The organism is Floricoccus penangensis, from assembly GCF_001832885.1.
Lineage (GTDB): Bacteria > Bacillota > Bacilli > Lactobacillales > Streptococcaceae > Floricoccus > Floricoccus penangensis.
This window is the reverse complement of record NZ_MKIQ01000029.1, coordinates 18,491-44,173: the sequence shown is the minus strand read 5'-3', so window position 1 is coordinate 44,173 and position 25,683 is coordinate 18,491. Positions and strand designations below refer to the sequence as shown.

General features: G+C 30.8%; 26 protein-coding genes and 1 pseudogene. 13 read left to right on the top strand and 14 right to left on the bottom strand.

Features of this window, described 5'->3' with window-relative positions; translation table 11 throughout:
- Positions 1–11 precede the first annotated feature (11 nt).
- Both BG262_RS08630 and BG262_RS08625 read right to left on the bottom strand, forming a co-directional pair.
- Complete coding sequence (locus tag BG262_RS08630; RefSeq protein ID WP_070788490.1) at positions 12–1,661, bottom strand: Rqc2 family fibronectin-binding protein; 1,650 nt, start codon at positions 1,659–1,661, stop codon at positions 12–14.
- A gap of 1 nt (position 1,662) precedes the next feature.
- Positions 1,663–2,013 (bottom strand): iron-sulfur cluster biosynthesis family protein, encoded by a 351-nt coding sequence (locus BG262_RS08625; RefSeq protein ID WP_070788489.1) that lies wholly within the window; start codon positions 2,011–2,013, stop codon positions 1,663–1,665.
- A 128-nt stretch (positions 2,014–2,141) separates the two neighbouring features.
- Here BG262_RS08625 and BG262_RS08620 point away from each other — a divergent pair, with 128 nt between their 5' ends.
- The 11 genes from BG262_RS08620 to trmFO all read left to right on the top strand — a co-directional run bounded on the left by BG262_RS08620 (position 2,142) and on the right by trmFO (position 13,006).
- Positions 2,142–2,636: a hypothetical protein gene (locus BG262_RS08620; protein ID WP_070788488.1), complete on the top strand. Its 495-nt coding sequence runs from the start codon at positions 2,142–2,144 to the stop codon at positions 2,634–2,636.
- Between the two features lie 3 nt (positions 2,637–2,639).
- Entirely contained in the window at positions 2,640–3,632 is a 993-nt protein-coding gene (gene trpX, locus BG262_RS08615) for a tryptophan ABC transporter substrate-binding protein (RefSeq protein ID WP_070788487.1), read from the top strand.
- Between the two features lie 71 nt (positions 3,633–3,703).
- Positions 3,704–4,582 carry an ABC transporter permease gene (locus tag BG262_RS08610; protein ID WP_070788486.1) on the top strand — a complete coding sequence of 293 codons (879 nt, stop codon included), beginning with the start codon at positions 3,704–3,706 and terminating at the stop codon, positions 4,580–4,582.
- Positions 4,566–5,324 (top strand): ABC transporter ATP-binding protein, encoded by a 759-nt coding sequence (locus tag BG262_RS08605; RefSeq protein ID WP_070788485.1) that lies wholly within the window; start codon positions 4,566–4,568, stop codon positions 5,322–5,324. Before BG262_RS08610 ends, BG262_RS08605 begins: the two co-directional genes overlap by 17 nt.
- Positions 5,325–5,736: 412 nt before the next feature.
- Entirely contained in the window at positions 5,737–6,312 is a 576-nt protein-coding gene (locus BG262_RS08595; protein ID WP_083312957.1) for an ATP-binding cassette domain-containing protein, read from the top strand.
- A gap of 125 nt (positions 6,313–6,437) precedes the next feature.
- Positions 6,438–7,307, top strand: coding sequence for a ribosome biogenesis GTPase YlqF (ylqF, locus tag BG262_RS08590; RefSeq protein WP_070788482.1), 870 nt, complete (start codon positions 6,438–6,440; stop codon positions 7,305–7,307).
- Entirely contained in the window at positions 7,308–8,087 is a 780-nt protein-coding gene (gene rnhB, locus BG262_RS08585) for a ribonuclease HII (RefSeq protein ID WP_070788481.1), read from the top strand.
- Between the two features lie 118 nt (positions 8,088–8,205).
- A complete protein-coding gene (locus BG262_RS08580) occupies positions 8,206–8,433 on the top strand; it encodes a CBU_0592 family membrane protein (protein WP_070788480.1) in 228 nt (75 codons plus the stop codon).
- A 71-nt stretch (positions 8,434–8,504) separates the two neighbouring features.
- Complete coding sequence (gene dprA / locus BG262_RS08575) at positions 8,505–9,344, top strand: DNA-processing protein DprA (RefSeq protein ID WP_070788479.1); 840 nt, start codon at positions 8,505–8,507, stop codon at positions 9,342–9,344.
- 105 nt (positions 9,345–9,449) lie between these two features.
- A complete protein-coding gene (topA, locus tag BG262_RS08570) occupies positions 9,450–11,564 on the top strand; it encodes a type I DNA topoisomerase (protein ID WP_070788478.1) in 2,115 nt (704 codons plus the stop codon).
- A gap of 113 nt (positions 11,565–11,677) precedes the next feature.
- Complete coding sequence (gene trmFO / locus BG262_RS08565) at positions 11,678–13,006, top strand: methylenetetrahydrofolate--tRNA-(uracil(54)-C(5))-methyltransferase (FADH(2)-oxidizing) TrmFO (RefSeq protein ID WP_070788477.1); 1,329 nt, start codon at positions 11,678–11,680, stop codon at positions 13,004–13,006.
- Between the two features lie 74 nt (positions 13,007–13,080).
- On the opposite strand, the gene xerS is transcribed toward trmFO, so the two are convergent.
- Positions 13,081–14,151: a tyrosine recombinase XerS gene (xerS, locus tag BG262_RS08560; RefSeq protein ID WP_070788476.1), complete on the bottom strand. Its 1,071-nt coding sequence runs from the start codon at positions 14,149–14,151 to the stop codon at positions 13,081–13,083.
- Between the two features lie 497 nt (positions 14,152–14,648).
- On the opposite strand from xerS, the pseudogene BG262_RS08555 reads away from it, so the two are divergent.
- Together BG262_RS08555 and BG262_RS11055 are read left to right on the top strand one after the other, a co-directional pair.
- Positions 14,649–15,709 (top strand): annotated as a pseudogene (locus BG262_RS08555) (catalase); the annotation flags it as partial.
- 6 nt (positions 15,710–15,715) lie between these two features.
- Positions 15,716–16,060, top strand: a complete 345-nt coding sequence (locus BG262_RS11055) for a catalase-related domain-containing protein (RefSeq protein WP_353511602.1) — start codon at positions 15,716–15,718, stop codon at positions 16,058–16,060.
- A gap of 154 nt (positions 16,061–16,214) precedes the next feature.
- On the opposite strand, the gene BG262_RS08550 is transcribed toward BG262_RS11055, so the two are convergent.
- From BG262_RS08550 to BG262_RS08500, 11 genes are all read right to left on the bottom strand, one after another.
- A complete protein-coding gene (locus BG262_RS08550; RefSeq protein ID WP_233278844.1) occupies positions 16,215–16,580 on the bottom strand; it encodes a glycosyltransferase in 366 nt (121 codons plus the stop codon).
- 273 nt (positions 16,581–16,853) lie between these two features.
- A complete protein-coding gene (locus BG262_RS08545) occupies positions 16,854–17,192 on the bottom strand; it encodes a DUF4176 domain-containing protein (RefSeq protein WP_070788474.1) in 339 nt (112 codons plus the stop codon).
- A gap of 2 nt (positions 17,193–17,194) precedes the next feature.
- Positions 17,195–17,881 carry a hypothetical protein gene (locus BG262_RS08540; RefSeq protein WP_070788473.1) on the bottom strand — a complete coding sequence of 229 codons (687 nt, stop codon included), beginning with the start codon at positions 17,879–17,881 and terminating at the stop codon, positions 17,195–17,197.
- Positions 17,882–17,915: 34 nt separating this feature from the next.
- Positions 17,916–18,914 carry a hypothetical protein gene (locus BG262_RS08535; RefSeq protein WP_070788472.1) on the bottom strand — a complete coding sequence of 333 codons (999 nt, stop codon included), beginning with the start codon at positions 18,912–18,914 and terminating at the stop codon, positions 17,916–17,918.
- 123 nt (positions 18,915–19,037) lie between these two features.
- A complete protein-coding gene (locus BG262_RS08530; protein ID WP_070788471.1) occupies positions 19,038–20,843 on the bottom strand; it encodes a heavy metal translocating P-type ATPase in 1,806 nt (601 codons plus the stop codon).
- Between the two features lie 178 nt (positions 20,844–21,021).
- Complete coding sequence (locus tag BG262_RS08525) at positions 21,022–22,020, bottom strand: hypothetical protein (protein WP_070788470.1); 999 nt, start codon at positions 22,018–22,020, stop codon at positions 21,022–21,024.
- Positions 22,021–22,163: 143 nt separating this feature from the next.
- A complete protein-coding gene (locus BG262_RS08520; RefSeq protein WP_070788469.1) occupies positions 22,164–23,078 on the bottom strand; it encodes a hypothetical protein in 915 nt (304 codons plus the stop codon).
- Between the two features lie 52 nt (positions 23,079–23,130).
- Positions 23,131–23,934 (bottom strand): hypothetical protein, encoded by an 804-nt coding sequence (locus BG262_RS08515; RefSeq protein ID WP_070788468.1) that lies wholly within the window; start codon positions 23,932–23,934, stop codon positions 23,131–23,133.
- Between the two features lie 156 nt (positions 23,935–24,090).
- Complete coding sequence (locus BG262_RS08510; RefSeq protein WP_070788467.1) at positions 24,091–24,942, bottom strand: hypothetical protein; 852 nt, start codon at positions 24,940–24,942, stop codon at positions 24,091–24,093.
- 1 nt (position 24,943) lies between these two features.
- On the bottom strand, positions 24,944–25,141 hold the full coding sequence (locus tag BG262_RS08505) for a hypothetical protein (RefSeq protein ID WP_070788466.1): 198 nt from the start codon (positions 25,139–25,141) through the stop codon (positions 24,944–24,946).
- Between the two features lie 4 nt (positions 25,142–25,145).
- Positions 25,146–25,661, bottom strand: a complete 516-nt coding sequence (locus tag BG262_RS08500; RefSeq protein ID WP_158006664.1) for a hypothetical protein — start codon at positions 25,659–25,661, stop codon at positions 25,146–25,148.
- Between the last annotated feature and the right edge of the window lie 22 nt (positions 25,662–25,683).

Genomic DNA, 25,683 nt, shown 5'->3' with positions numbered 1-25,683 from the left:
AATTAATCGTTTTATTTTGAAGCTTTCATTTCTTTAATCTTATCCCCATCAGGAGTTACACGTATAGTTTTTTGTCCGGTATAAGTAACAAACCCAGGCGGAGTCCCAGTAGGTTTATTTAGTTTTTTTGTTTCAATCATATCAACTTGGACTAAATTAGACATTCGTGCTTTCGAAAAATAAGCTGCAAGCATTGCCGCTTCGGTTACAACTTCATCACTTGGATTATGATTATCCTTTAAGACAACATGGCTACCAGGAATATCTTTTGCATGAAACCATAGGTCATCCTTACGAGCAATTTTAAAGGTCAACTGTTCATTTTGTAGATTATTTTTCCCAACTAAAATAACACTGCCATCACTTGCAATATATTTTTCAGGTTCTTTTAATTTTTGACGTTTATTATCACGGCGTTTAATTTTAATATAACCAGTTTGGATTAATTCTTCTTTGATCTCTGCTATTTCAGATAAATCTGCTTGTGCAAGAGAATTTTCAACTGATTCTAAATATTGAATAGTTTGCTTAGTCTGTTCAATCAATCCATTTAAATGTTTGACAGCTTGTTTTAATTTTTGGTAGCGATGAAAGTAGCGTTGAGCATTTTGATTCGGTGTCAAAGCCTTATTAAGAGGAATGGTTATTTTTTCGTTTGTATAATAATTATCAAGTTCCACACTATCTTGATTATTAGGAACATCATGTAAAAATGTAGTTAACAATTCACCTTTTTGCCTAAAGTCCTCAGCATTGTCAGTAGCAGCTAATTCCTTCTCTTGTTTTTTAAGTTTTTGACGGTTTTTTTTAAGCTCATTATCTACTTTTCGAATTACTTCACTTGCAACTTGTCTAACACGATCACGCTCGGCTTTATCGAAATAATAACTATCCAAAAGTTCCGAAAGACTATTAAATTCAATATAGTCGTCAGCTAATTTAACAGCAGAGAAAGTATCAATTTCTGTATATAACGATGGAATTTCAGTACCTAAAAAATTTCTGAAGGATTTAATTTTATTGTTTGGTTCAATATTTTCCTCTAAAGCTTTAGAGGTATCTCTAGACAATCCTTGAAAAACTTTTTGTAGATTACTCTCAGTATGAAGAATATCAAATAATTTTTCATCACTTACAGTGAATGGATTAATTTTATTGTCACTTGGTGGTGCAATATAAGTACTACCAGGTAAAATTGTGCGATAAGCATTTTGAGAAAAACCGACATGCTTTATTGATTCTAAAATCTTATTTGAAGTTCTATCTACTAATAAAATATTAGAATGTTTCCCCATAACTTCACAAATCAATGCAATCTGCATAGCATCCCCAATTTCATTTTTACTAGCAATTTCAAAAATAACTTGTCGATCATTTTCAACTTGCTTAATATCATTAATTAATGCACCACTAAGATATTTACGCAGAATCATTACAAATGTTGTTGGAGTCTGAGGATTTTCAAATATAGTATTTGTTAACTGAACACGTCCAAAAGTTGGATGTGCTGAAAGTAAAAGTTTGTGAGATTTCCCGTTATTTCTAACAGATAGTACAAGTTCCTTATCAAAGGGTTGATTTATTTTTTGAATTCGTCCACCAACAAGATTATCTACAAGTTCAGTAGTCATGTAGTGAAGAAATACTCCATCAAAAGCCATTTTATTTATTCCTAAAATCTTTTATTTCAAAACTAAGATCAATATTCTCATAATCAGATTTGAGAACAGCCTTACCATTTTCGAGTGATAGTTTCATTTTATCAGAAAGATAGGTTCTTGAGTAGTCTTTGAAGGGTAAGTGACCAATATTACTGTCCATGATTCCATTATATATGTCAGATTCAAAACCTGGATCAACAATTAGAAGTCTAAAATGTGTACCTAAGCTACAAGTCCCTTCAATGGAAAATGGACCAGCACCATCATCCGTATCAAAGATTATCTTTCCGTCTTTGTTACCTTTTAAATTATTTATTTTATTTTGTACATTTTCATCAATTTCTAAATACATAATCTGCCTCCATTACTATATATTTTAACACTTTCTGACCAATTCTTCTTGTGAAAGAGCTTATTTTTAGGTATAATTAAGAAATCAAAATACTTTCTGAAAATTTTTACAGCTAGGAGAAAAGGAATTTGGATTTTGTAGAAAAAATTAAGGAAATTTCCAGAGAAACATGGATTGCTCTGGTAGCATTGGTTATTATTTTCGCATCTGTTGCGCCTATTATTCATAGAAATGTTCGAGCTGAACAGACAGAATTAGTTAAATATGTTGCAACAAATGATAAAATTAAAGATATTTCTGATAAGGATGTAGGTAAATATCTGTCGGATAATTTAGCAACGACAATTATTTTTATTGATCCAAGAAATAGTGACCTAAATAAGGATTTATTTAAATACATATTAGAAAGTAATGGCAATACAAAGTTAAATCGTGAAATTTTCATTTATGAAGAGATATATCCGACTAAATTTCTAAATAATTTAAAACTGGATATGAATGATAAAATACCAGTTGTCTTCTTTGAAGGAAATAAGAAAACAAAAGTAGTTAATCTTGATAAGAAAACAAATCTAAAAAAAGATTTTGCTAATATCATTAACAAAATTTCAATGGGAGAATAATTTATGAAAAATAAAAAATTACTTATTACCCTCGTCGCACTTGTAATTATTGTAGTAGGTGCGATAGTTGTGCCTAAGCTTTCTAGTGACAAAAAAGATAAGTCAGTTGATTCTAAAAACTTACAAGTTGGTGTTCTTCAGTTTGTAACTCATCCAGCACTTGATGAAATTTATAAAGGTGTGCAAGACGGTCTTTCTGATGAGGGCTTTAAAGATGTTAAAATTAACTTTTTAAATGGTGAAGCGGATCAAAGTAAACTTCAAACTATGAGTAAAGAACTAGTTTCTCAAAAAAATGATGTCTTAGTTGGTATTGCTACACCATCTGCACAAAGTTTAGCAAATGCGACTGATACAATTCCAATTGTTATGGGAGCTGTAAGTGATCCTGTTGGAGCAAAATTAGTTTCTAATCTTAAAAAACCTGATAAAAACGTTACTGGTGTATCCGATAAGTTTCCAATTGATAAACAATTAGATTTAATGCGCCAAATTTTACCAGAGCTTAAAACTGTAGGTGTTCTTTACTCAAGTAGTGAAGATAATTCCAAATCGCAAGTTGCTGAATTCAAAAAAGCAGCAGAGGCGACTGGAATTCAAGTTGTCGAATACGCTGTACCTTCAACTAATGAAATCTCATCGACAGTTGAAGTAGCAGTTGGTAAAGTTGATGCAATATATACACCGATGGACAACACAATTGCAAGTGCATTTCCTACTGTAATCAGTGTTGCCAACAAAGCTAAAAAACCTGTTTTTCCAAGTGTTGATACAATGGTTGAACAAGGTGGACTTGCTGCTGTTGCAATTAATCAACACGACTTAGGAGTTGCTACTGGGAAAATGGCAGCGAAGATTCTCAATGGTGAGAAAGTTGCTGATATTCCAGTTGAAGAGTTCAGTAAAGTAAAACCAATCATCAATGAAAATGCAGCGAAAGAATTAGGAATCAATATTCCTGATAGCGTTGCTAAGGATGCTGACAAGGTTAAATAATAAACTTACGACTCGTGACTTTAAATCACGAGTTTTTCAAAACAATAATTTATATAAAGGAAAATATTTTTATGATTCTATCTACTATCAATCAGGGACTCTTATGGGCTATATTAGGTCTAGGTGTCTATCTGACCTTCCGAGTACTTAACTTTCCTGATATGACGACTGAAGGCTCGTTTCCACTTGGTGGAGCAGTAGCTGTAACTTTAATTACTCACGGTTTTAGTCCTATACTTGCAACTATAGCTGCATTTGGTGCTGGTTGCCTTGCTGGATTAGTTACAGGACTTCTATATACCAAAGGTAAAATTCCTACTTTACTTGCTGGTATCCTTGTCATGACAAGTTGTAATTCTATTATGTTAATGATAATGGGGCGAGCAAATATGGGACTTCTTAATAATAAACGACTACAAGATTATTTTTCTTTTTTACCAAGTGATATTGCTCCAATTGCATTAGGTGTCCTCGCAGTTGCCATTGTAATTGCAGCAATGATGTACTTTCTCAATACAAACTTAGGACAAGCATTTGTGGCTACTGGTGATAATGACGATATGGCACGCTCATTTGGGATTAATACAGATAATATGGAGCTTCTAGGGCTTATTATTTCAAATGGAATTATTGGACTTGCTGGCGGACTGATTAGTCAGAGTGATGGCTATGCTGATGTTAATAAAGGTGTAGGAGTGATAGTAATTGGTTTGGCAAGTATTATCATCGGCGAAGTTTTCTTTGCTAATGTAACTTTCTTAGAGCGTTTAATTGCAATAGTCATTGGTAGTATTTTTTATCAAGGATTAATCATGTTAATCATCCGTCTTGGATTTAATACTAATTATTTAAAACTTTTCAGTGCAATTATTTTAGCAATCTGCTTAATGATCCCAACACTGAAAGAGAAGTTCTTCAAGGGGGTGAAATTAAATGCAAGCAATCGTTGAATTAAAAGATGCAGTTAAAATCGTTGATAATGGTAGTGATGAACAAAAAATTATTCTAAATAATGTAAGTCTTGATATATATAAAGGTGATTTTGTCACAGTTCTTGGAGGAAATGGAGCTGGAAAATCAACATTGTTTAATGCAATTGCTGGCAACCTAGTCCTAACAAGTGGACAGGTCTTCATAATGGGTGAAAATGTTACAAAGAAAACTCCAGAAGAAAGAGCTAAATATATCTCTCGCGTTTTTCAAGATCCAAAAATGGGAACGGCGCCTAGAATGACAGTGGCCGAAAATTTAGCAGTTGCTAGACTTCGTGGAGAAAAACGTGGCTTACAACTTAGAAATCTTTCTAGATATAAAGATGAATTTTTAAAATTGACTTCACGAATAGGTAATGGTCTTGAAAATCATCTTGATACACCAACAGGGAATCTTTCAGGTGGTCAAAGACAAGCTTTAAGCTTATTGATGGCAACAATTAAACGTCCCGATTTACTCCTCTTAGATGAGCATACTGCAGCTTTAGATCCAAAGACTAGTAACTCTTTAATGCAACTGACAGATGAAATAATCATTAATGATAAATTAACGTCCTTAATGATTACACATCATATGGATGATGCCCTAAAATATGGAAACAGACTTCTAGTAATGAAAGATGGTCAAATAATACAAGATTTGGACAGTAATCAAAAATCGAAATTGAATATTCAAGATTTTTATGAGATATTCGAGTGATTTTTTTAAAATTATATTTATGTTAAAAATAATTTAAAAAAAATCATATCTAAGTTTATACTTTACATAAAAAAAGTTATGTAAACCATAAGTGAAGTGAAGGACTTATGTTAAGATACTTCAAAAAAATTAAAAAAACTACAATAGAAAGCTTTATCTTTTATGCTATTTATTCTTTAACACTTTCTCTATTTCCATTAGTTTATCAAAAATTTTTGGATAACTATAATAAAGGTTATTCATATCTAATAAATTTATTTTTTCTAATAATTGTATTGCTCAATCTTATTTCCGAGTATTTCAATAGAGTGTGGGAATGGAAATTAGCAAAAGAAATACAGTTAATTATTAAAGGTAAGCTTTTTGACTCCTTTATTTCACAAGATAAAAAAACTTTGATGATCAGAAATCTATTGATTATGTCTCAATTATTAATAATAATGTAGCGGTAGCAATTATTGGTAGTAGTGGATCAGGAAAGACAACTTTTATTGAAATTATTTCTGGAAATCTAAATATAGAAAATGGTGATTTTTTCAATTCTAGTAAATTATTAAATAGTGAAGATTTAAAAAAATTAACATTTACTTTGCACCAAAGAGAGCATTTATTTGATACAGATTTTATTAATAATGCGACTATCTTTAATCAATTTCCTATGACTCAAATATCTCTTAATTTAATGGAATTATTGCCTAAAGAGATGACAAACAGACTATTAAATTATCAAAAGGTTGATGATCTAAGCGGTGGTGAAAAGCAAGTCGTCAGCATAATAAGGCTATTAAATATGGACTTTCCAATATTACTGATGGACGAACCCTTTGCTAGTATCGATAAAAACACTAAAGAAATTATACTTGATTATATATTATCAACTAATAACAAAATCATTTTTGAAGTTACTCATGATCAAAGAAAAGAAACTCTAAATAAATATGACAAGATATTAAAAATTGAAAATGGGAATATACAAAATATAAAATAAGTCACAGAATTGTGGCTTTTTATAATTCAGAAGACAAGCACGTTGTCATAAATTTTGGTATAATTGTAAAGCTTAGTATATTTGAATACAGTAATTAATTAAAATATTTATAGGAGGACAATAATATGGCAACAATTCAATGGTTCCCGGGTCATATGTCTAAGGCTAGACGTCAGGTACAAGAAAATTTAAAATATGTTGATATTGTTTTTGAACTTGTTGATGCAAGGTTACCCATTTCATCAAGAAATCCAATGTTAGGTAAGATAATCGGCGACAAACCACGTTTAATGATATTAAATAAGAAAGATTTAGCTGATGAAAAACTATCAATTGAATGGCAAAATTATTTCCGTCAAGAAGGACTTAATAGTCTTTTGATCGATTCTAAAGAACAAGCCACTGTTAAGAAAGTTACCGCGGCAGCCAAAAATGTTCTAGCTGATAAAATTGCTCGCGATAAAGAACGTGGTATTCAGGAAAGAGCTATTCGAGTTATGGTTATCGGAATTCCAAACGTTGGAAAATCTACCCTTTTAAACCGTTTGGCAGGGAAAAAGGCAGCGCAAGTTGGAAACCGACCAGGTGTAACAAAAGGACAACAATGGATCAGATCAAACAAGGATCTTGAAATCTTAGATACACCCGGTATTCTTTGGCCAAAATTTGAAGATCAATTAGTTGGTCTTAAGCTTGCACTTACAGGTGCGATAAAAGATGATTTGATTCCAAAAGATGAAATTACAATCTATGGTTTGGAATATTTTATGACGAATTATCCTAATGAAGTTATTAAACGATATAAATTGACAGATGCTGATATGGAACTTAGTGCTGTTGACTTAATCATCTACCTAACTAAAAAACTTGGCTTTAAGGATGATTATGACCGTTTCTATGATCTCTTTATTAAGGATGTAAGAGACGGAAAACTTGGAAAGTTCACTTTAGATCGCGTTATTGATTTTGAAAGTGAAGATGAAGAAGTAGAGTAAATGACTAAGAAGAAAACAATTAAGGAAATTAGTCAAGAATTAGCTTTAATCGATACATTAGATGATTTATCATTTGATCAATATACCTTAGATGAACGCGCTGGTGTAAAGAAAGCTATTTTAAAGCGAAAAAAAGAAATTCAAGCAGTGATTGATGAAGATACACGCCTTGAAAAAATGCTTGAATTTGAAAAAAATCTTTATAATCAAGGAATTCAACTAGTTGCAGGTATTGATGAGGTAGGACGTGGCCCGCTTGCTGGACCAGTAGTTGCAGCAGCAGTAGTATTGCCAAGTGGTGTAAAGATTACAGGCCTTAACGATAGTAAGCAAATACCTAAATCAAAGCATGAGCAAGTCTATCAAAATGTTCAAGATGTGGCTCTAGCTATCGGAGTTGGAGTAGTAGATAACAACATGATAGACAAGGTAAACATCTACGAAGCAACAAAGATTGCCATGCTAGAAGCAATTAAAAATTTGAATATGATACCTGAACATCTACTAATTGATGCAATGAAGCTAGATATTCCTATCAAACAGACAAGTATTATCAAAGGTGATACCCGTTCAATGTCGATAGCAGCAGCAAGTATTATTGCAAAGGTAACTCGCGACAAAATGATGAAGGAATACGACTTAGAATATCCTGGATATGATTTCGGACACAATGCTGGGTATGGTACAAAAAATCATTTAAATGGTCTTGACAATATTGGTATCACTCCAATTCACAGAAAATCCTTTGAACCAATCAAAAGTATGATAGAAAATAATTGAGCTTTTAGCTTGCCATAGGTGGCTAGTGTGCTAAAATACTAATTAGGTTAAACCTCCTGACGAGAAACACCGTACCAGGTTATGCACGACGGTGAAAATTGAAAAGAGGTTTTTTATTATGTTTATTCAAATTTTTGGTTCTATGTTAGTACTTGTAAGTTTCCTTTTAGTACAAGCTAAAAAACTTACACCTGATTCTCAAATTTATCTTTTATTAAATTCTATCGGTTCAGGACTGCTTGCCTTTGACGCTTTAAGAGATGCGCAGTGGGGCTTTCTACTATTAGAAGGCTGTTGGGCTGTTGTATCCATAATAGGTCTAATAAGAAGCTTGAAAAAATCTTAATCAAAAAATAGAAGCAATGATCTCTGATTAAATCAGGGATTTTTTTCGTATATAAAATAAAAGGGGAAAATATGCGTATTTCCAATGGTTTTGATATATATAAATTAAAAAGAGCTGGCATGACAAATTTATCTATTTTAAGGGTTCTTGAAAATAATGAAAATCAGTCATTAAGTCAAATTGCTCAATTAGGAAGAATTAAAAACAAAGAAATTTTTATTGAGAAATATAAATCTTTAGATGTAAAGAAGGAAAAGAAAAATTATAGGCAATTTTCTTCTATTTCGATACTTGATTCTGAATACCCAACACGTTTAAAAGAAATTTATAATCCACCTGTACTTTTATTTTACTCAGGAAATATTGATTTACTTCAAAAACCCACCTTATCATTTGTTGGGAGTAGGAATGCTAGCAAAATTGGTATTAAAACAGTACATAAATTAATTACTGAATTAGGTAATAAATTTGTCATCGCCTCTGGTCTTGCGACTGGTATAGATACAGCGAGCCATATTTCTACCATGAAAAATAAAGGAAAAACAATCGCAGTTATCGGAACAGGACTTGATAGATATTATCCAAAGGAAAATAGAGAAATTCAGAATTTTATAGGTAGAAATCATCTCCTTTTAACTGAATATTTGCCTGGAGAAAGTCCGAAACGATTTCACTTCCCAGAAAGAAATAGAATTCTAGCTGGTATTGCTATAGGTGTTGTGGTTATAGAGGCTAGGATTAAGAGTGGTAGTTTGATTACATGTCAAAGAGCTTTAGATGAAGGGAGAGATATTTTTGCAGTTCCAGGTAATATAATAGAAGGAAATTCTTCCGGTTGTAACTTTTTGATTCAAGACGGTGCAAAGCTTATAAATAGTGGTTTAGACATCATACTTGAGTATGATTTTTAATCAAGTTTTCCTATAAGAAAACGATTATTGTTGACAAGCACTAAAAAAGCTATTATTATTAGTTGAGTTTTTAGAAAATATATTTTTACTAAAGAAAGAAGCATAATGGTTACAAAAACAACTGATAATACAAAAAAGAAAACAACTAGAAAAAGAAGTAAAGTTAAAAAAAATCTTGTAATCGTGGAATCACCTGCCAAGGCTAAGACAATTGAAAAATATCTTGGTAGAAACTATAAAGTAGTGGCTAGTGTCGGACATATTAGAGATTTAAAAAAATCATCAATGTCTGTAGATATCGAGAATGACTATACTCCTGAATATATTAATATTCGTGGAAAAGGTCCTCTAATTAAAGATCTTAAAAAAGAAGCAAAAAACGCTAAAAAAGTTTATCTCGCAAGTGACCCGGATAGAGAGGGAGAAGCTATAGCTTGGCATTTAGCACATATTCTTGATTTAGATCTTAATGATGAGAATCGAGTAGTCTTTAATGAGATTACTAAGGATGCTGTCAAAGATGCCTTTAATCAACCACGAAAAATAAATATCGATTTAGTAGATGCACAGCAAGCTCGTAGAATTTTAGATAGACTTGTTGGTTACTCAATCAGTCCTATCCTTTGGAAAAAGGTTAAAAAGGGATTATCTGCTGGACGTGTGCAATCAATAGCATTAAAATTGATTATTGATCGCGAAAATGAAATTAATGCCTTTGTACCTGAAGAATATTGGACGATTGATGGTAACTTCAAAAAAGGTGCCAAAAAATTCCAAGCTGCTTTCTATGGTATAGATGGTAAAAAGAAAAAGTTAGACAACAATGAAGATGTTATGGAAGTTATGGCACGCATAAAAGATAAAGACTTCAATGTTGATAAAGTAGAGAAAAAAGAGCGTAGAAGAAATGCTCCTCTCCCATATACAACTAGTAGTCTGCAACAAGATGCAGCTAATAAAATCAATTTCCGTACACGTAAGACAATGATGGTTGCTCAACAACTTTATGAAGGTATTACATTAGGTACACAAGGTCAACAAGGTTTAATTACCTATATGCGTACTGACTCAACTCGTATAAGTCCGGTCGCTCAGGCTGCTGCTGATAAATATATCACTGATACTTTTGGTAAAGAGTATAGCAAGCATGGAAGCAAGGTAAAAAATGCATCTGGTGCTCAGGATGCCCATGAAGCAATACGTCCATCAAGTGTATTCAATACACCTGAATCAATTGCTAAATATCTTAATAAAGATCAACTGAAGCTTTATACTTTGATTTGGAATAGATTTGTTGCTAGCCAAATGTCAGCAGCAATATTTGATACTGTTAAAGTTAATATTTCGCAGAATGGTGTAATGTTCACCGCCAATGGTAGCCAAGTTAAATTCAATGGCTATATGGCAGTATATAACGATTCAGATAAAAACAAGATGTTACCTGATATGACTGAAGGCGATACTGTTGTTAAAGATACATTGAAACCTGAACAACATTTTACACAACCACCTGCAAGATATAGTGAAGCAACACTTATTAAAACATTGGAAGAAAATGGAATTGGGCGTCCATCAACCTACGCACCAACACTCGAAACAATTCAGAGACGTTACTACGTAAAATTAAATGCCAAACGTTTTGAACCAACTGAATTAGGTGAAATAGTTAATACTTTAATTGTTGAATTTTTCCCTAACATTGTGAATACGAAATTCACAGCTGAAATGGAAAATCAATTAGACCAAGTGGAAGCTGGAAGACGTGAATGGGTTCATGTGGTTGATCAATTTTATAAACCATTCTCTCTAGAGCTTGATAATGCTGAAGAAAAAATGGAAAAAATCCAAATTAAAGATGAACCTGCTGGTTTTGACTGTGATGTCTGTGGTCATCCAATGGTTATTAAACTTGGTAAATTTGGTAAATTTTATGCATGTAGTAATTTCCCAGATTGTCATAATACCAAAGCAATTGTAAAAGAAATCGGAGTTACGTGTCCTATATGTAAAGAAGGACATGTAATTGAGAGAAAAACGAAGAAAAATCGTATTTTCTATGGGTGTGATCGTTATCCAGAATGTGAATTCACTAGTTGGGATAAACCAGTAGGACGTGACTGTCCTAAATGTGGTAAATATCTAGTAGAGAAAAAAGTTCGTGGTGGAGGCAAACAAGTAGTTTGTAGTGAAGGCGATTACCAAGAAAATGTGGTAAAATAGACTTTAGTTAAAAACATGATTATTCATGTTTTTTCTATGAAAAAATATATAGAAAAGGAATTAAATTTATATTTACATATATTAAATTATGTAAATATTTATATAAATAACAAATGAAAGATTATATTAATGTTATCGGTGCGGGACTTGCCGGATCAGAGGCAGCCTATCAAATCGCAAAAAGAGGAATACCTGTAAAATTATATGAAATGCGTGGTGTAAAACCAACACCTCAACATAAAACGGATAATTTTGCCGAATTAGTATGTTCCAACTCACTACGAGGTGATGCTATTACAAATGCTGTTGGTTTACTTAAAGAAGAAATGCGTCAAATGGATAGTATTATTATTAATTCAGCTGAAGAAACTCGTGTACCAGCTGGTGGAGCTCTCGCAGTTGATCGTGAAGGCTTTTCTCAATTAGTAACTGATAAAATTTATAATAATCCACTTATAGAAGTTATAAGAGAAGAAATTACTGAAATACCTGATGATGTAATAACTATTATCGCAACTGGTCCCTTAACTAGTGATACATTAGCTGACAAAATTCATGAACTTAATGATGGCGATGGATTCTATTTTTACGATGCTGCTGCACCTATTGTAGACATATCCACAGTTGATATGGATAAAGTTTATCTTAAAAGTCGTTACGATAAAGGTGAGGCAGCATACCTTAATTGTCCAATGACAAAGGAAGAATTTACTAATTTCCAGCAAGCTTTAATAGATGCTGAAGTTGCTAAGCTTAGTGAATTTGAAAAAGAAAAATATTTTGAAGCATGTATGCCGATCGAAGTTATGGCAGCACGTGGTTATAAAACAATGCTTTATGGTCCTATGAAACCTGTTGGTCTAGAATATCCTGATGATTATATTGGTCCACGTGATGGTGAATTTAAAACACCATATGCAGTCGTTCAACTTAGACAGGATGATGCTGCAGCAAGCTTATACAATATTGTTGGTTTCCAAACTCATCTTAAGTGGGGCGAGCAAAAACGCGTATTCCAAATGATTCCAGGACTTGAAAATGCTGAATTTGTTAGATATGGTGTAATGCACAGAAACTCATACATGGACTCTCCAAATCTTCTTACTCAAACATACCGTTCAAAGAAAAAGGATAATATATTCTTTGCTGGACAAATGACTGGAGTTGAAGGTTATGTCGAGTCAGCAGCAAGTGGACTAGTAGCTGGTATTAATGCAGTAAAACTATTCAATTCAGAAGAAGAAGTAGTATTCCCAAGGACTACTGCCCTAGGAGCACTTCCTTACTACATTACCCATGCTAACTCTAAAAACTTCCAACCAATGAATGTTAACTTTGGTATTATAGAAGAATGGCCTGAAAGAATTCGTGATAAAAAAGAACGTTATACAAATGTTGCAAATAGAGCATTAGAAGACTTAAAAGAATATACAAATATTTAAAATAAAAAAATAGAACCTCGAATTGAGGTTCTATTTCTATATATATCCTATTTACATAAATATATTTATGTAAACTATAATTTATCTAATGCATTCTTTTGTTCTTCATCGACTATATGAGTATATAAGTCAGTAACTTGGGTACTTGAATGTCCTAGTTGGTGACTTACTAATACCTGTGAGTTTGTTTCAGCATACAATCTTGTTGCAAGTGTATGTCTTAGTTTATGGGGAGTAACGCGTACTTTAAATGCTTCAGAATATTTAGCAACCATTTTTTCAATAGAAGAAGCATCCATACGATTTGCTACACCTTTATAAAGAGTAAGGAAGAAGGCAATATCCTTTTTCTCAGCCTTATATCTCTTATCCCTTATAGTTAGATATTCCTCAATGTAAGGTCGTGCGAAGCTTGCAATATTTACTGAATCACGTTTACCACCTTTTCGAGTGACTTCAACAATCATCGTTTTTAGATTCAAGTCACGTAAGTCTATATTTACAACTTCAGATAAACGGATACCACTTGCTAGTATAAGGGCGATTATTGCAATATCTCGTTCCATATTTTTCTTGAAAGACGCAAGTGCCCTTGGACTTAACAATGCTTCGTAATCATTATTGATAAAATCAATGAAATCTTGACTTTCATCGCCCAAAAATAACTTACTTTTGATATTTTCAGCACGTGCAGCGAGTGTTTCTCTTTTCTTCTTAGTAGCTACTTTCTTCATAACATTCCGGTAGAAGTAGGGCTCACCATCAGCATTCTCAACTTCTTCAGTAAGATATTTATATAAAGAAGATAAAGCTGATAGCGTACGGTTAATGGTCGTCTGAGAAACACCATTTTGCTTAGAATATGTATTTAGTCGAGGACGTTCACGTAAATAGTTAATATAGGCTTCCAAATCTTTTTTTGCCAAATGTTCCAAGTCATTAAGCGAAATTTCCGAAAGTTTATTAGCATTTGAAATTCCAGCATCAATTAACCAGTTAAAAAATCGATTATATTCTTTAAGATATTCATATAAAGTCGTTAAAGAATAAGGCACAGTAAGTTTTGATTGATAATATTCTAGGACGAAAGGAGGCATTTCCTTTTTTAATTGTTCAATATTTTTTATAAGACGTTCACGTTTCATGTATTTTTTCCTTTGCAATTAGAGACTTATCTATGATAGTAGTCTATCACACACCTAGACTTTTTTCAAGAAAATTATAGTTTTTCGGAAAGATGTTATAGGAGAAAATGATAATCCTTTTAAATACCCTCATTTAACTAATTAAAGACTTTTTACACTTTCTAATAATTATAGAAAGTTTTTTTTCTTACAGCCACTGGACATCGAATTTCATCTGCAACTTCCCATCCTTTCTATTAAACCTTTAACAATAATAAACCATTCAAATCTTTTTCTGATTACGTTGATTAACTTAATTCAAAATACGTCTTAATCTTTCTTGCCCAATTTTACATAAATTTAACTAACTTTATCTTATTCATTTTTCTTTATCTTAATCAACTCTCATTTATCCTATTTTATCCATTTTCACTACAAATATTGTACTTTTATATTTTAAGTACTTTTTATTGACTATTAGTTATATTAGCACTACTATTAAAGTCATAAATAAAGAAATGGAGAAAAACATGGCTACATATGATGAAAATAACTTTCTAATAAGTGCTGAGGGGACTCCAATTGGTGATAATCAGCATTCATTAACAGCAGGTGAAAATGGTCCAGTATTACTGCAAGACTACCATCTGTTGGAAAAACTAGCTCATTTTTCTCGTGAAAGGATTCCTGAGAGGGTTGTACATGCTAAAGGTGCAGGTGCCTAAGGTAAAGAAACTGAGATCTTTGCTCGCTTCTCAACTGTTGCTGGGGAATCAGGTTCATAAGATACAGCTCGTGATCCACGAGGATTTGCCTTGAAATTTTATACTAATGAAGGTAATTACGATATTGTTGGTTTAAGCTTCCCAGTATTCTTTATCAGAGATGCTAAAAAATTTCCAGACTTCATTCACACACAAAAACGAAATCCTCAAACACATCTTCATTCAGACAGAGCAAAATGGGATTTTTGGTCACTATCACCCGAATCTCTTCATATGATTACTATGCTTTTTGGAGACCGTGGAATACCTGCAACATACCGCAATATGAACGGTTTTGGGACACATACCTTCATGTGGGTTAACGCTGAGGGCAAACGTTCATGGAAAAGTATCACTTTAAACCTAAAGATGGCGTTAAAAGCTTGATGTCAGACCTTGCTCAAAAATTAGATGGTGAAAATCCTGATTCAGCGACACAAGATTTGTTTAATTCAATCGAATCTGGTAATTATCCTGAATGGACAATGTATGTTCAAATAATTCCTTTTGAGGAAGGTTGGAACTACAAACAAAATATCTTTGATGTAACCCGTACAGTTTCGCATAAAGATTATCCTCTTATTGAGGTTGGTAAGTTCACTTTGAATCAAAATCCGAGAAATTATTTTGCTGACGTTGAGGAAGCAACTTTTTCTCCAGCAAATCTAGTGCCAGGAATTGAGGCTTCACCCGATAAAATGCTACAAGGACGATTATTCTCATATGCTGATGCACATAGATACCGTGTAGGAGCAAACTCAGCTCATATTCCAGTCAATGCACCTAAAACACCAGTTCATAACTACCAAGTAGATGGTGTGATGGGAGTTAATGAACATCAAAGTCAGATAAACTATGAACCAAATAGTTTTGATGGTCAAAAAGAAAATCCCGCAGCAAAGGAAAGAGGATACGAAGTTGAAGGAGAAATTGGCCATTACGTAACTTATGACAATGACTTCTACTCTCAACCAAGAGCTTTGTATAATTTGATTTCAGATGATGAAAGAGAAAGATTGATTCAAAACATTGCTGACAGTCTTGGGAATGTTGAAGAAGATGAAATAAAACGTAGACAAGTAATAAATTTCTATAAAGTTGACCCAGATTACGGACAACGAGTAGCAAATTCTATAGGACTAGAAATTGATTTTGATAAGATTTAATAGTTGGACAAATAAAAAGACAGATATCTTTCTGTCTTTTTATTTGGTCTATAAAGATTTATCTTTAAAATTATTTTCCAAAAACCGTTAAGATACTCAGATAAAAATGATACAACTATAAATAATGCTGCTAAACACATGTAAATTTCATTTTTTATTTAATATATCTATCTGCATAATCCTTATAGCTTGGATAATCGTTCTTGTTCATGGCAAATATTAATGTGCCATATAAATAATTATCACTCGATTCAGGTTTCATCATATAAGCGATATTTTTATCTTTCTCTGGAAAGACAATTACATATTGGATATCATCAACCATTATTCCTTTATATTTTAATCCATTCTTATTTCCAACTGCATTTTGTTTATACTCAAGCTTATTACCATCAACAGTTATATCTGTATCGCTTATTTGAATCGTAACATTCTTTCCATCATTATTTTGTGCTTTCCAATTTCCTTGGATATCTTTTGATCCTTTACATCCTGTTAGGATGATAACAAAAATAATCAATAATAAACATTGGGTGCTTTTTTTTATAATTTTCATATGTTTCTCACTTTCTTTAATTGAACTTATTTGCGCTTTTTTCTTGTAATATCTTCCTATTTGACTTATATAGCTTTAAAGATTAATTTTATACACATCATTTATTTCACGACTGTTCATATCCCTCTTCATCAATATTTTCTTCGTTAAAATTTCGAATTTAATTTCAATCATAACTTTTCTATTAATAAGATTCATATTTAGTGTTAACATGAAAAATGAATTTTTTGAATGGTATTACCACTCAAATCCCCATCCTTTTTTTCGAGGAATAGAATTGTTAAATTCTTCAACATTTCCTTTTTCAATTTTTTTGTTTTTATTATTTTTCCAATTTGTAAATAATTCAATAAGGCGTTTCCCGTCGTCATCTAGGTAGCCATCAAAAATAACCTCATCAATGTCTTCATTATTAAAATAATATACTTGCTCTGGATTAACTCCTTCTGGATATATACAACCTGTATAATCAAAATAGTATTCTTTACCATCTTTTTCTACAACTGGTCCAACATTTATAATCATGATTTTTTGATTTCCGTCTGCTAAGTAAACAATACTTCCGATTGATTTCATTTTTATTTCTCCTTTTTTTCTATGTGATATTTAGTATTATTTATATCTACAAAATTTAAAAATCTTGAAAAAGGTATAGGGAAAACTGGAATTATTCCAAAAAATAATAACTGACTATAGCTGGAACTTCCTATGCCTATAAACAATAATAATATTAAAAAAATTATCATTACTATATATAACAACAAACGTTTAAATTTAGATAATTTTTTAGGTATATTTGTAGATGGAACAAGTAAATATTCTTTATTCCCTTCCAAATCTATGTATGTTTTTTTAAAGTATAAGTAGACAATTATAAATAATGAGCCAATACCCATTAACAATATTATTGTTTTCCAACTTTCTACTATTCTTGGATCATATGTTAAAATGGCTAAATTCAACTTAGCGGGAAAAACAACTATATTTACAAGATATGTGACTGCTATAAGATAGATTAATTTTTCATTTCCAGATTTTTCATACCACTTTAATGGTTTTGCATTGTATTCCTTCTCATGACCTGTAACATCATAAATTGTCGTATAATCTTGTAACTCTTGAAACATTCCAGCGATGTATTGTCTTAAATCCTTAGGATTAGAATAATCAGCTATATAGTATCTTCCGTGCAATTCAAATAGATAATATCGAATATTTATTCGTTTCACACTTTGAATTACAAATTTATCTACTTCATTTCCCACTACTTATGATTTCCTTTCAAATATAAATTTCCATTTATTTATTATTTAATTTATTTTTTATACTTTTAATAACCCAGATTACAAACATAACCAACCATGATATTAAAATTGCTAACATAGTTAAGATAATTAATAAATTGAGTTGTTTACTAACATTATTAATGTAATCACTAAGTATTATAAAGATAATTAGTGACAATGATAGATAAATTATTTTTATCCAGTGTATCTTTCTAGATTTTTTTTCCTCTGGACTGATATGTTCTTTATAATCAAAATCATAATCTTCCCAATACTTTTTACTCTGGAATCGTAGATAAGCTATATAGCTGGCTTCAATTGTAAGTCTAGAAAAAACTATTGTTAAGAATATACTCATAGAGAGCATAATAATTTTTTCAAAGTCACCAGTAATAAATGAACCAATAGCTATACTCGCAAATGAAATTCCCCCAATTATGGAAAGTGACTTAGAAGAATATACACTAGATTTTGCCAAATAGTTTCCTAGTGTTCTACTTTCAGAAAAACCTTCTTTCAATTGATTTTTTAACCAATAATAATTGTATACTAGTGATAAAATATATACTATCGGAATACATATTAGAAATAACCAAGATAACATATTTGTAGGGTATAAGCTATCTATGGTATTATCGCTTCCCTTCAATATAAGAATATAAAAAGTTAGCAGTACAGAAATTAGCAATATCATAGTAAAAACTGCATACATTATAGCAGAGAATCTCTGGTATTTATACAAAATATTAGGGAAATAAGAAATCACCACACATAAGAACATAAATATAAAAATAATTAGTATGGAAATTAAGCATGCATCTGTAAATGGATTTTTATTTTTTTCCATTACTAAGGACCATAAAATCCAAGATTCAATTCCAGAAAAAAACATGCCAGCCCAAGCTACTCGAAGCATCCCTAACGAACCACGAGTACTAGCAAAAGACATCAAATACTCATCGTTTAACTGATGGGCGGTTTTTTCAATATTACTATTCTTTTTCTTACCCATTATTAATTCCTTATTTTTATAATTACTAAATAAAGTATATCACAATGTAAAATATCTAACATAAAAAGTTAAAATAAGACAAAAAAGAACCCTTATCAAGAGTTCTGAATTCATAATCGATCACTATTTATCCCTAAGTGCTTTTAAGGCATATAGAATTGATACTGTATCAACAACTTCTTGTAGAAGTGCTCCTACGATAGCTGGGATGACTCCTGTACTTGCAATTAACATAAGTATTACACAGATGAAGATACCAATCCAAACGCTCTCACGGGCTGTTTTAAGTGTATCACGACTTATCTTGATTGATGTAACTAAGCTAGATAAATCATTTTTCAGAATAACAACATCAGCACTTTCGCTTGCTACTGTCGAAACTCCTTCACTACCTATTGAAACTCCTACATCAGCATATGCTAAAGCTAGAGCATCGTTTATACCATCTCCAACCATTAGAGTAGGTTTATCATCTTTAGGAACTGATTTGATCTTATCAAGTTTTTCTTCTGGTAATAAGTTGCTATAATATTGCTTAATTCCTAGTTCGTTTGCTACATTGCTTGCTACTGATTTATCATCACCTGTAAGCATGATAACGTTTTTAATTTGAAGGTCATTTTCAAGTTCACTAATAACTTCCTTAGCATCAGGTCTTAATTGATCTGAGAGAGTAATCTTACCAATATATTTACCGTCTTCAGAAATATAAACATTTGTAGTTCCTATTTGATTGTCTTCAGTATGAGCAAATGTATCTCGGCCTAAATTATATGACTTACCATTTACCTGAGCAACTATACCTTGACCAGGTACTTCTTTGATTTCTTGAACTTGCCCAAAAGAAATTTTTTCTTCTTTTGCCTTTGTGACAATTGCTTTGGCAAGAATATGATTACTTGACTGTTCAATACTTGCTGCTAGGCTTAGAAGCTCATTTTGATTGTAGTTTGAATCGCTAGCTGGGATAATTTCTTCCACACGCATATTTCCTTGAGTAAGGGTTCCGGTCTTGTCAAAGAATGCTGTTTTAACATCCGCCAGCTTTTCAATGATAGAACCATTTTTTACCAGGATATTGTTCTTTGATAGACGGCTCATCCCTGCAACAAAGGCAATTGGGGCAGCTAATATCAAAGGACATGGACTTGCTACTACAAGAACTTCCGCAAATCGATGAGCATCTTTTGAAATAAACCAGGCAGTACCTGCTATCAGATAGGCAATAATTGTAAAGGGAACTGCATATCTATCAGCCAAACGCACGAATTGAGCAGGTGTACTTTTTATTTCTTCAACTAAAGATACTATTTGTTGGAATTTTGAGTCCTTAGCTAAACGTATTGCTTCAATTGTAATCGGAAAATCTCCGTTTATTGAACCAGATAAAATTTCAGTACCTTCAGCCATTTCAACTGGCTTACTTTCCCCCGTAAGAGAGGATTGGTCGATGGTTGCAGTCTGAGAAACAAGTTTAGCATCGACTGGCACTACTTCTAGTGGGCGAACTACCAACTTATCACCAATCTGTACATCTATTACTTTAATATCTTTAAGGCTACCATCCTTTGTTTCAATGTGAGCTTCAACTGGTGTTTTAGAGATTAGTAGGTCAAGTTCCTTACTTGCTCTATTTGCTGCGAAGTCTTCTAGTGATTCACCACCGACTAGCATCAAAATGATGATTAGACTTGCCCAATACTCGCCGATTACAAGTGTTGAGATAATAGCTGTGATTGCCAAAATATCGACTCCGTATGATCCAGAACGAAGTGTTTTAATCATTTCTATAAACATTGATAAGGCCAAAAGTGAACCAGCGACTGTGACTATTAGTCGTGCAAGGTTATCATTATTTAAAACAAATCTACAAAATAAAGCACTTATGGCGATAATAAATACTAATACAAGTTTTTGCCAATTTTTCATATTTCTTCCTCCTATACATATGATATATACTTCATATATTCATATTAACATTATGAAAAACATTGTCAAACCCTTATATATCAAGGTGTCAAAGCTTTTAGACAAGACATGTCCAACCCTTTTTACAAAGACAAAAAAAGAACACATAAATACAAATGTGTTCTTTAAATTCTAATATTTATGCTGCATCTTTATCATTTTTAGCACTATTTGCTGCTTCAGTTATTGCATCTTCGATTGCTTTATTAACTTCTTTTGAAGCTTCATCAGATGTTAATATATTACTTGAAGAAGGTTTTTCTACTTTTTTATCAGATTTTTTGCTATCTTGATCTACAGTAGCATCTATCGAAACCTTATCCTCATTTAATTTTCCATCAATAGAAATTTTATTGCTTGTCTTACTTGGCTCTTTAGTATTCATCGTAGTTTCAAGATCAAATTTTGTAATATTTTTTTCATTTTGATTCCAGAATTTTTTAAAATCCTCAAAGGCTTTTTTATCATCGTCAGAAGCCTTTTTATCATCTTTAATATCTTTATCTATATCACTAACTATTTTTGATACATCATCTTTATTTAATTTTAAAGTTATTTTATCACCATCTTTTGTAAATTTTTCTTTATCAAAATAATCTTTTGCTTTTGAAAAATCAAAAGAAGTCGGTGTTTCGAATAGTGAAGCAAAGTCTTCTGTGCTTATATCTTCTCCACCATCAATAGAAATATATTTTCCATTAAGTTTATCCTTAATTTTTTTCTCTAGGTTAGCCATCAGCTTATCAGTATCTATAAGACCATTTAAGCTTTCAATCTGACTTCTTCCTTGCATAATAATAAATGGCGCTACTGTTTCTCCATTTATATAAATTTCCTTATTTGCTATCACTGCATTTGCATCTATTCCATTATATTTTAGATTTAAAGACATTGCTTGATCTTTTCTATCAATAATCCCATCAATTTTAATTGGATCATTGGTATTTAGCATTTCGCTAAAGTTTGAACCTGCAGCATCAATTTTATTGAGTTTAATGTTCATACTAATCTCATTATTATCAGCATTCTTTGACATTAAATCAAAGTACTCATCTTTCGCACTTTTTGTACAACCGGAAAGTAACATTGGAACTGCAAGGGTTGCTACCAGTAAACTTCTTTTAAATAACTTTTTCATTTATACGCTCCTTAATTTATTATATCATAAAAGTATTATTGATAACATATATTGTAAATAATACTTTAAATATGCAACAAAAATCCATTATATTAATAAAAGAAAAATCGTTTTCAAATAGTCATAATTAGAAAACAAACATATCAAAATTTTTTATTAAGTAACCATTTAATTAATATGGATAAGTATACAACAATTACAACTAATACATTTAATAAAAATAAAATGATAGATATTTTATATAATTTAGAATCAGTTCCGTATTTTTCACTAAGAACGCCTCCAATAACAAATATAATTGGTATAAGTAATAACAATAAAATTATTATAAATTTCTTAAAAATATATTTATTATGTTCTTTCTTTTTTTCTTTTGTCCAAATATAGTTATCATCTTTTAAATACACTATGGAATTTTCATCAATTAAATAACTTACTATACCTGTTATAGCAATCCAAGATCCGATTAAAAATATATCATATTCACTGTAAGAATAAAATGTAGAAGCCAATAAAATCATAGCCATGAAAAATAAAATAAATTTCGAAGCTGTCTGTATAGGTTTTTTAATTTTTACTTCTACATTTTTTTTTTCATATTTATAATTTTCAAAGAAAGAACCTCTCTTTTTCCCAACACCACCTATAAGATATAAGATATACTTTAAAAATACAGAAAAAAGGATAGAAAGTAAGAATGGACCGACAGATGTCTCTGACATAATTTGTTTTGAAACATCGTTAGTAAAGTTTGATATATTATCTAATCCTGAGTATATAAAACTAACTCCGAAAGTAACAGCCAAAGTAGAAAATATATAAATTAGATAGCTGGATTGTTTATCTACTTCTTTATATACCATGCCATTTATATCTGCATTTTTAGGTACAATGTACGAGTTAAATTTAAAATTTTTAAAAATCCTAATTGTCGGTAGAAAAAAATACCACAGAGAACCTAACTCCACAATAATTCTTTCACCATTAGTACGAGTGAGTAGAAGATATCTTATTCCTCGTATTTTTTTACAATCAACTAGTTCCCAATTTTCTGACATAAAAATACCTCAATTACTTTCTATGTGTTCAATAAACTTGCTATCTTTTAGTTTATGATTCTTCAAGAGATGTTCCTTTAATATGTTTATCAAAGTATTTCTCTCCGTACCACTCAAGTTGAGTTTTACCTTCATATAATCTGTACTCTTCAGAATATTTTTCTTTATAATAACCATACAATAAATATGGAAATAATAAATAAGCTTCTCCTATGACTACTATAATATTCATAACAATCACAGAAACCGTCGCTATTGTTATTCCCATGAAATCCGTCTTTATCTCTCCTTTAGAGGATGAAAATATTTTACATAGCAAGTAAATTAATACAATCACTCCTCCAAATTTTATACAATTTTCAACTAATTTTTTAAAAAAACTGTCCATTTTATTATTTACAAATGTATAGCCGAAGAGTAGGCTTTGTAAGGATTTATTTTTGCTACTAAAGGTTACATAAATCATCATCAATGTTAATATAAAAATTGACAAAATTCCCCACACTGATAATACATTCATTAAAGCTGTTGCAAAAAATAAATTTACTTCAATTATAAATATAATAGCAAAATTATTAACATTAAATACTCTACTATAAGGTATATTTTCATCATACACAATTTTTTTAGAATATATCCATGCACCCAACCATAGGACAAATAAAATATTAACCAATCCTACTGGAAAAAGATTAGTTGTTATGGGTGGTAAAGAGCTTTCCCAATTATCTCTTTTTGCCATTTTTATAATCATAGGTAAGACAAAAAATATTCCAAATGAAAACAATGATGCTACGACGAAAGAGATACTGTTTCTTTTAGTATAAACTTTTCTAGATTTTGTATCTTTGTCCATATATTCAACCAAAGTATCATTTTGTAAATTTAAACTTTATTCAAAACTAGCTTGAAATATTTTAGGCATCTTCATAAATTACCATCCTTGGCTAACTTTTGAAGTCCTTCTTCAAGTAACACACCGTTCCAAGCGGTAATAATTTTTTCATTTTTGTTATTCATTTTCTTTCTCCTCTTTTTTTGTTCCTTTTATATATTTATTAAAATACTTTTCTCCATACCATTCCAATTGCGTTACTTTTTTCAACTTTCTATATTCTTCAGAATACTTATTCAAGTATTTTTGCTGAATAATAAATGGAAAAGTAATGTAATCTAAAAATAATATAATCACGAAATTGATTACTATTAACAATGTTAAGTACATTATTGCAGAACTATATAATCCAATTGAAATATCATTGGGTATTATAAGTGTAATAAAAAAGCTGACTACTAAAATAACGGAAAAAATTTTTGGTAAAGAAATAATAAGTTTTTCAAAAAAATTCTTCACATCGTTATGATTTTCAGAATGAAGTATTTCTACTGTATATCTAATCCTACTTCTTGTAAGGAAAATTAAAAATAATATACTCGATAAAATTATAAATACAATAAAATATATACTAACATACTTAGAAAAAGCACTAAATATAAATAAGTTAAGTGAAATATCATATATTATTAATATCATAGCTAAGCTAAACTGACCGTTGTAAAATACATTATAATTCCCTCCATACATTAGTCCCCTTCCATATGTTATTATTAAAAAAATAACAATAATTAAGACGCATAGCCATAACGGATAATACGAAGGATTTCCTTCAGAAGAGATATGATTAGCTATTAATGATATAAAAAACAATGGAGATAGTATTATAATAAAAAATATAATAGTTCCTACAAGTCCCACTTCTCTTGACTTTTCATTATCTTGCCATTCTCTATATGATTTAGTTAATGAATTGCTAAAAATTTTTTGACTATCTTCAAAACTAGCATTAAAAATATTTCTTTTCATTTTATTCCTTTTTCTCTATGATATACTCACTTTCTTTTGTATTAGGAACTATTTTTCCACTACAAAATGTCGTTACAAATACAATTAAAACAATTAATATATATAATCTAGCTGTAGAAATAAATGGTACTAATACTAAAGAAATAATTCCTGCTATATACATTAATATCGTGATAATAAATAAAAAAATTTTCTTCATAAGCTCACCATACCTTCATAATATTTTTAACATTTCTTATTGGGGTGGAAGATCTTGCTTTTCCATAGAAATGCAATTCTCCATTTCTATTATTGATTATTTTTTTTAATTTTGTTTTTCTAAAATAAAAAACTATACTTAATATTAAAACAATAATTCCCCAGAAATAAATCAAGTTAGCTAAACCTTTCATAATTGAAAAATGAGAATCCTTTGGAGAAAAGATTAGATACTGTGGAATAAACTTAGATAATATAAGACCCATCATCAATCCTAAATAACCTTTATTATTTTTTTTCAATTCTTTATAACTTTTATTATTCGCTAAGAAATTTAAAGGTATAGTAGATTTATATACTTTACGCTTAATTGGTAACGAACAAAAGGAAAGATAATACCAATTTTGTTGAATTAAAAATTCTTCATTGTTCTTTGTCCTGAACATCAACCATCCTTGTATTTTCTCATCATTTTTTGAATATAATACATGCAAAGTCCCATTAGATATTTGTAATTCCATTTTATCATTTACCAAGTCAAAC

Excerpts from the sequence above, each read along its gene's own strand:
- BG262_RS11055 (WP_353511602.1), top strand. The coding sequence starts at position 15,716 with ATGGGAGTTAATGAACATCAAAGTCAGATAAACTATGAACCAAATAGT.
- BG262_RS08510 (WP_070788467.1), bottom strand. The coding sequence starts at position 24,942 with ATGAAAAGAAATATTTTTAATGCTAGTTTTGAAGATAGTCAAAAAATT.
- BG262_RS08520 (WP_070788469.1), bottom strand. The coding sequence starts at position 23,078 with ATGTCAGAAAATTGGGAACTAGTTGATTGTAAAAAAATACGAGGAATA.
- BG262_RS08525 (WP_070788470.1), bottom strand. The coding sequence starts at position 22,020 with ATGAAAAAGTTATTTAAAAGAAGTTTACTGGTAGCAACCCTTGCAGTT.
- trmFO (WP_070788477.1), top strand. The coding sequence starts at position 11,678 with ATGAAAGATTATATTAATGTTATCGGTGCGGGACTTGCCGGATCAGAG.
- BG262_RS08530 (WP_070788471.1), bottom strand. The coding sequence starts at position 20,843 with ATGAAAAATTGGCAAAAACTTGTATTAGTATTTATTATCGCCATAAGT.
- BG262_RS08535 (WP_070788472.1), bottom strand. The coding sequence starts at position 18,914 with ATGGGTAAGAAAAAGAATAGTAATATTGAAAAAACCGCCCATCAGTTA.
- BG262_RS08625 (WP_070788489.1), bottom strand. The coding sequence starts at position 2,013 with ATGTATTTAGAAATTGATGAAAATGTACAAAATAAAATAAATAATTTA.
- BG262_RS08630 (WP_070788490.1), bottom strand. The coding sequence starts at position 1,661 with ATGGCTTTTGATGGAGTATTTCTTCACTACATGACTACTGAACTTGTA.
- BG262_RS08545 (WP_070788474.1), bottom strand. The coding sequence starts at position 17,192 with ATGAAATCAATCGGAAGTATTGTTTACTTAGCAGACGGAAATCAAAAA.
- BG262_RS08580 (WP_070788480.1), top strand. The coding sequence starts at position 8,206 with ATGTTTATTCAAATTTTTGGTTCTATGTTAGTACTTGTAAGTTTCCTT.
- rnhB (WP_070788481.1), top strand. The coding sequence starts at position 7,308 with ATGACTAAGAAGAAAACAATTAAGGAAATTAGTCAAGAATTAGCTTTA.
- BG262_RS08505 (WP_070788466.1), bottom strand. The coding sequence starts at position 25,141 with ATGAAGAAAATTTTTTTATTTATTATCACGATATTAATGTATATAGCA.
- topA (WP_070788478.1), top strand. The coding sequence starts at position 9,450 with ATGGTTACAAAAACAACTGATAATACAAAAAAGAAAACAACTAGAAAA.
- BG262_RS08605 (WP_070788485.1), top strand. The coding sequence starts at position 4,566 with ATGCAAGCAATCGTTGAATTAAAAGATGCAGTTAAAATCGTTGATAAT.
- BG262_RS08610 (WP_070788486.1), top strand. The coding sequence starts at position 3,704 with ATGATTCTATCTACTATCAATCAGGGACTCTTATGGGCTATATTAGGT.
- trpX (WP_070788487.1), top strand. The coding sequence starts at position 2,640 with ATGAAAAATAAAAAATTACTTATTACCCTCGTCGCACTTGTAATTATT.
- BG262_RS08515 (WP_070788468.1), bottom strand. The coding sequence starts at position 23,934 with ATGGACAAAGATACAAAATCTAGAAAAGTTTATACTAAAAGAAACAGT.
- xerS (WP_070788476.1), bottom strand. The coding sequence starts at position 14,151 with ATGAAACGTGAACGTCTTATAAAAAATATTGAACAATTAAAAAAGGAA.
- BG262_RS08500 (WP_158006664.1), bottom strand. The coding sequence starts at position 25,661 with ATGGAATTACAAATATCTAATGGGACTTTGCATGTATTATATTCAAAA.
- dprA (WP_070788479.1), top strand. The coding sequence starts at position 8,505 with ATGCGTATTTCCAATGGTTTTGATATATATAAATTAAAAAGAGCTGGC.
- ylqF (WP_070788482.1), top strand. The coding sequence starts at position 6,438 with ATGGCAACAATTCAATGGTTCCCGGGTCATATGTCTAAGGCTAGACGT.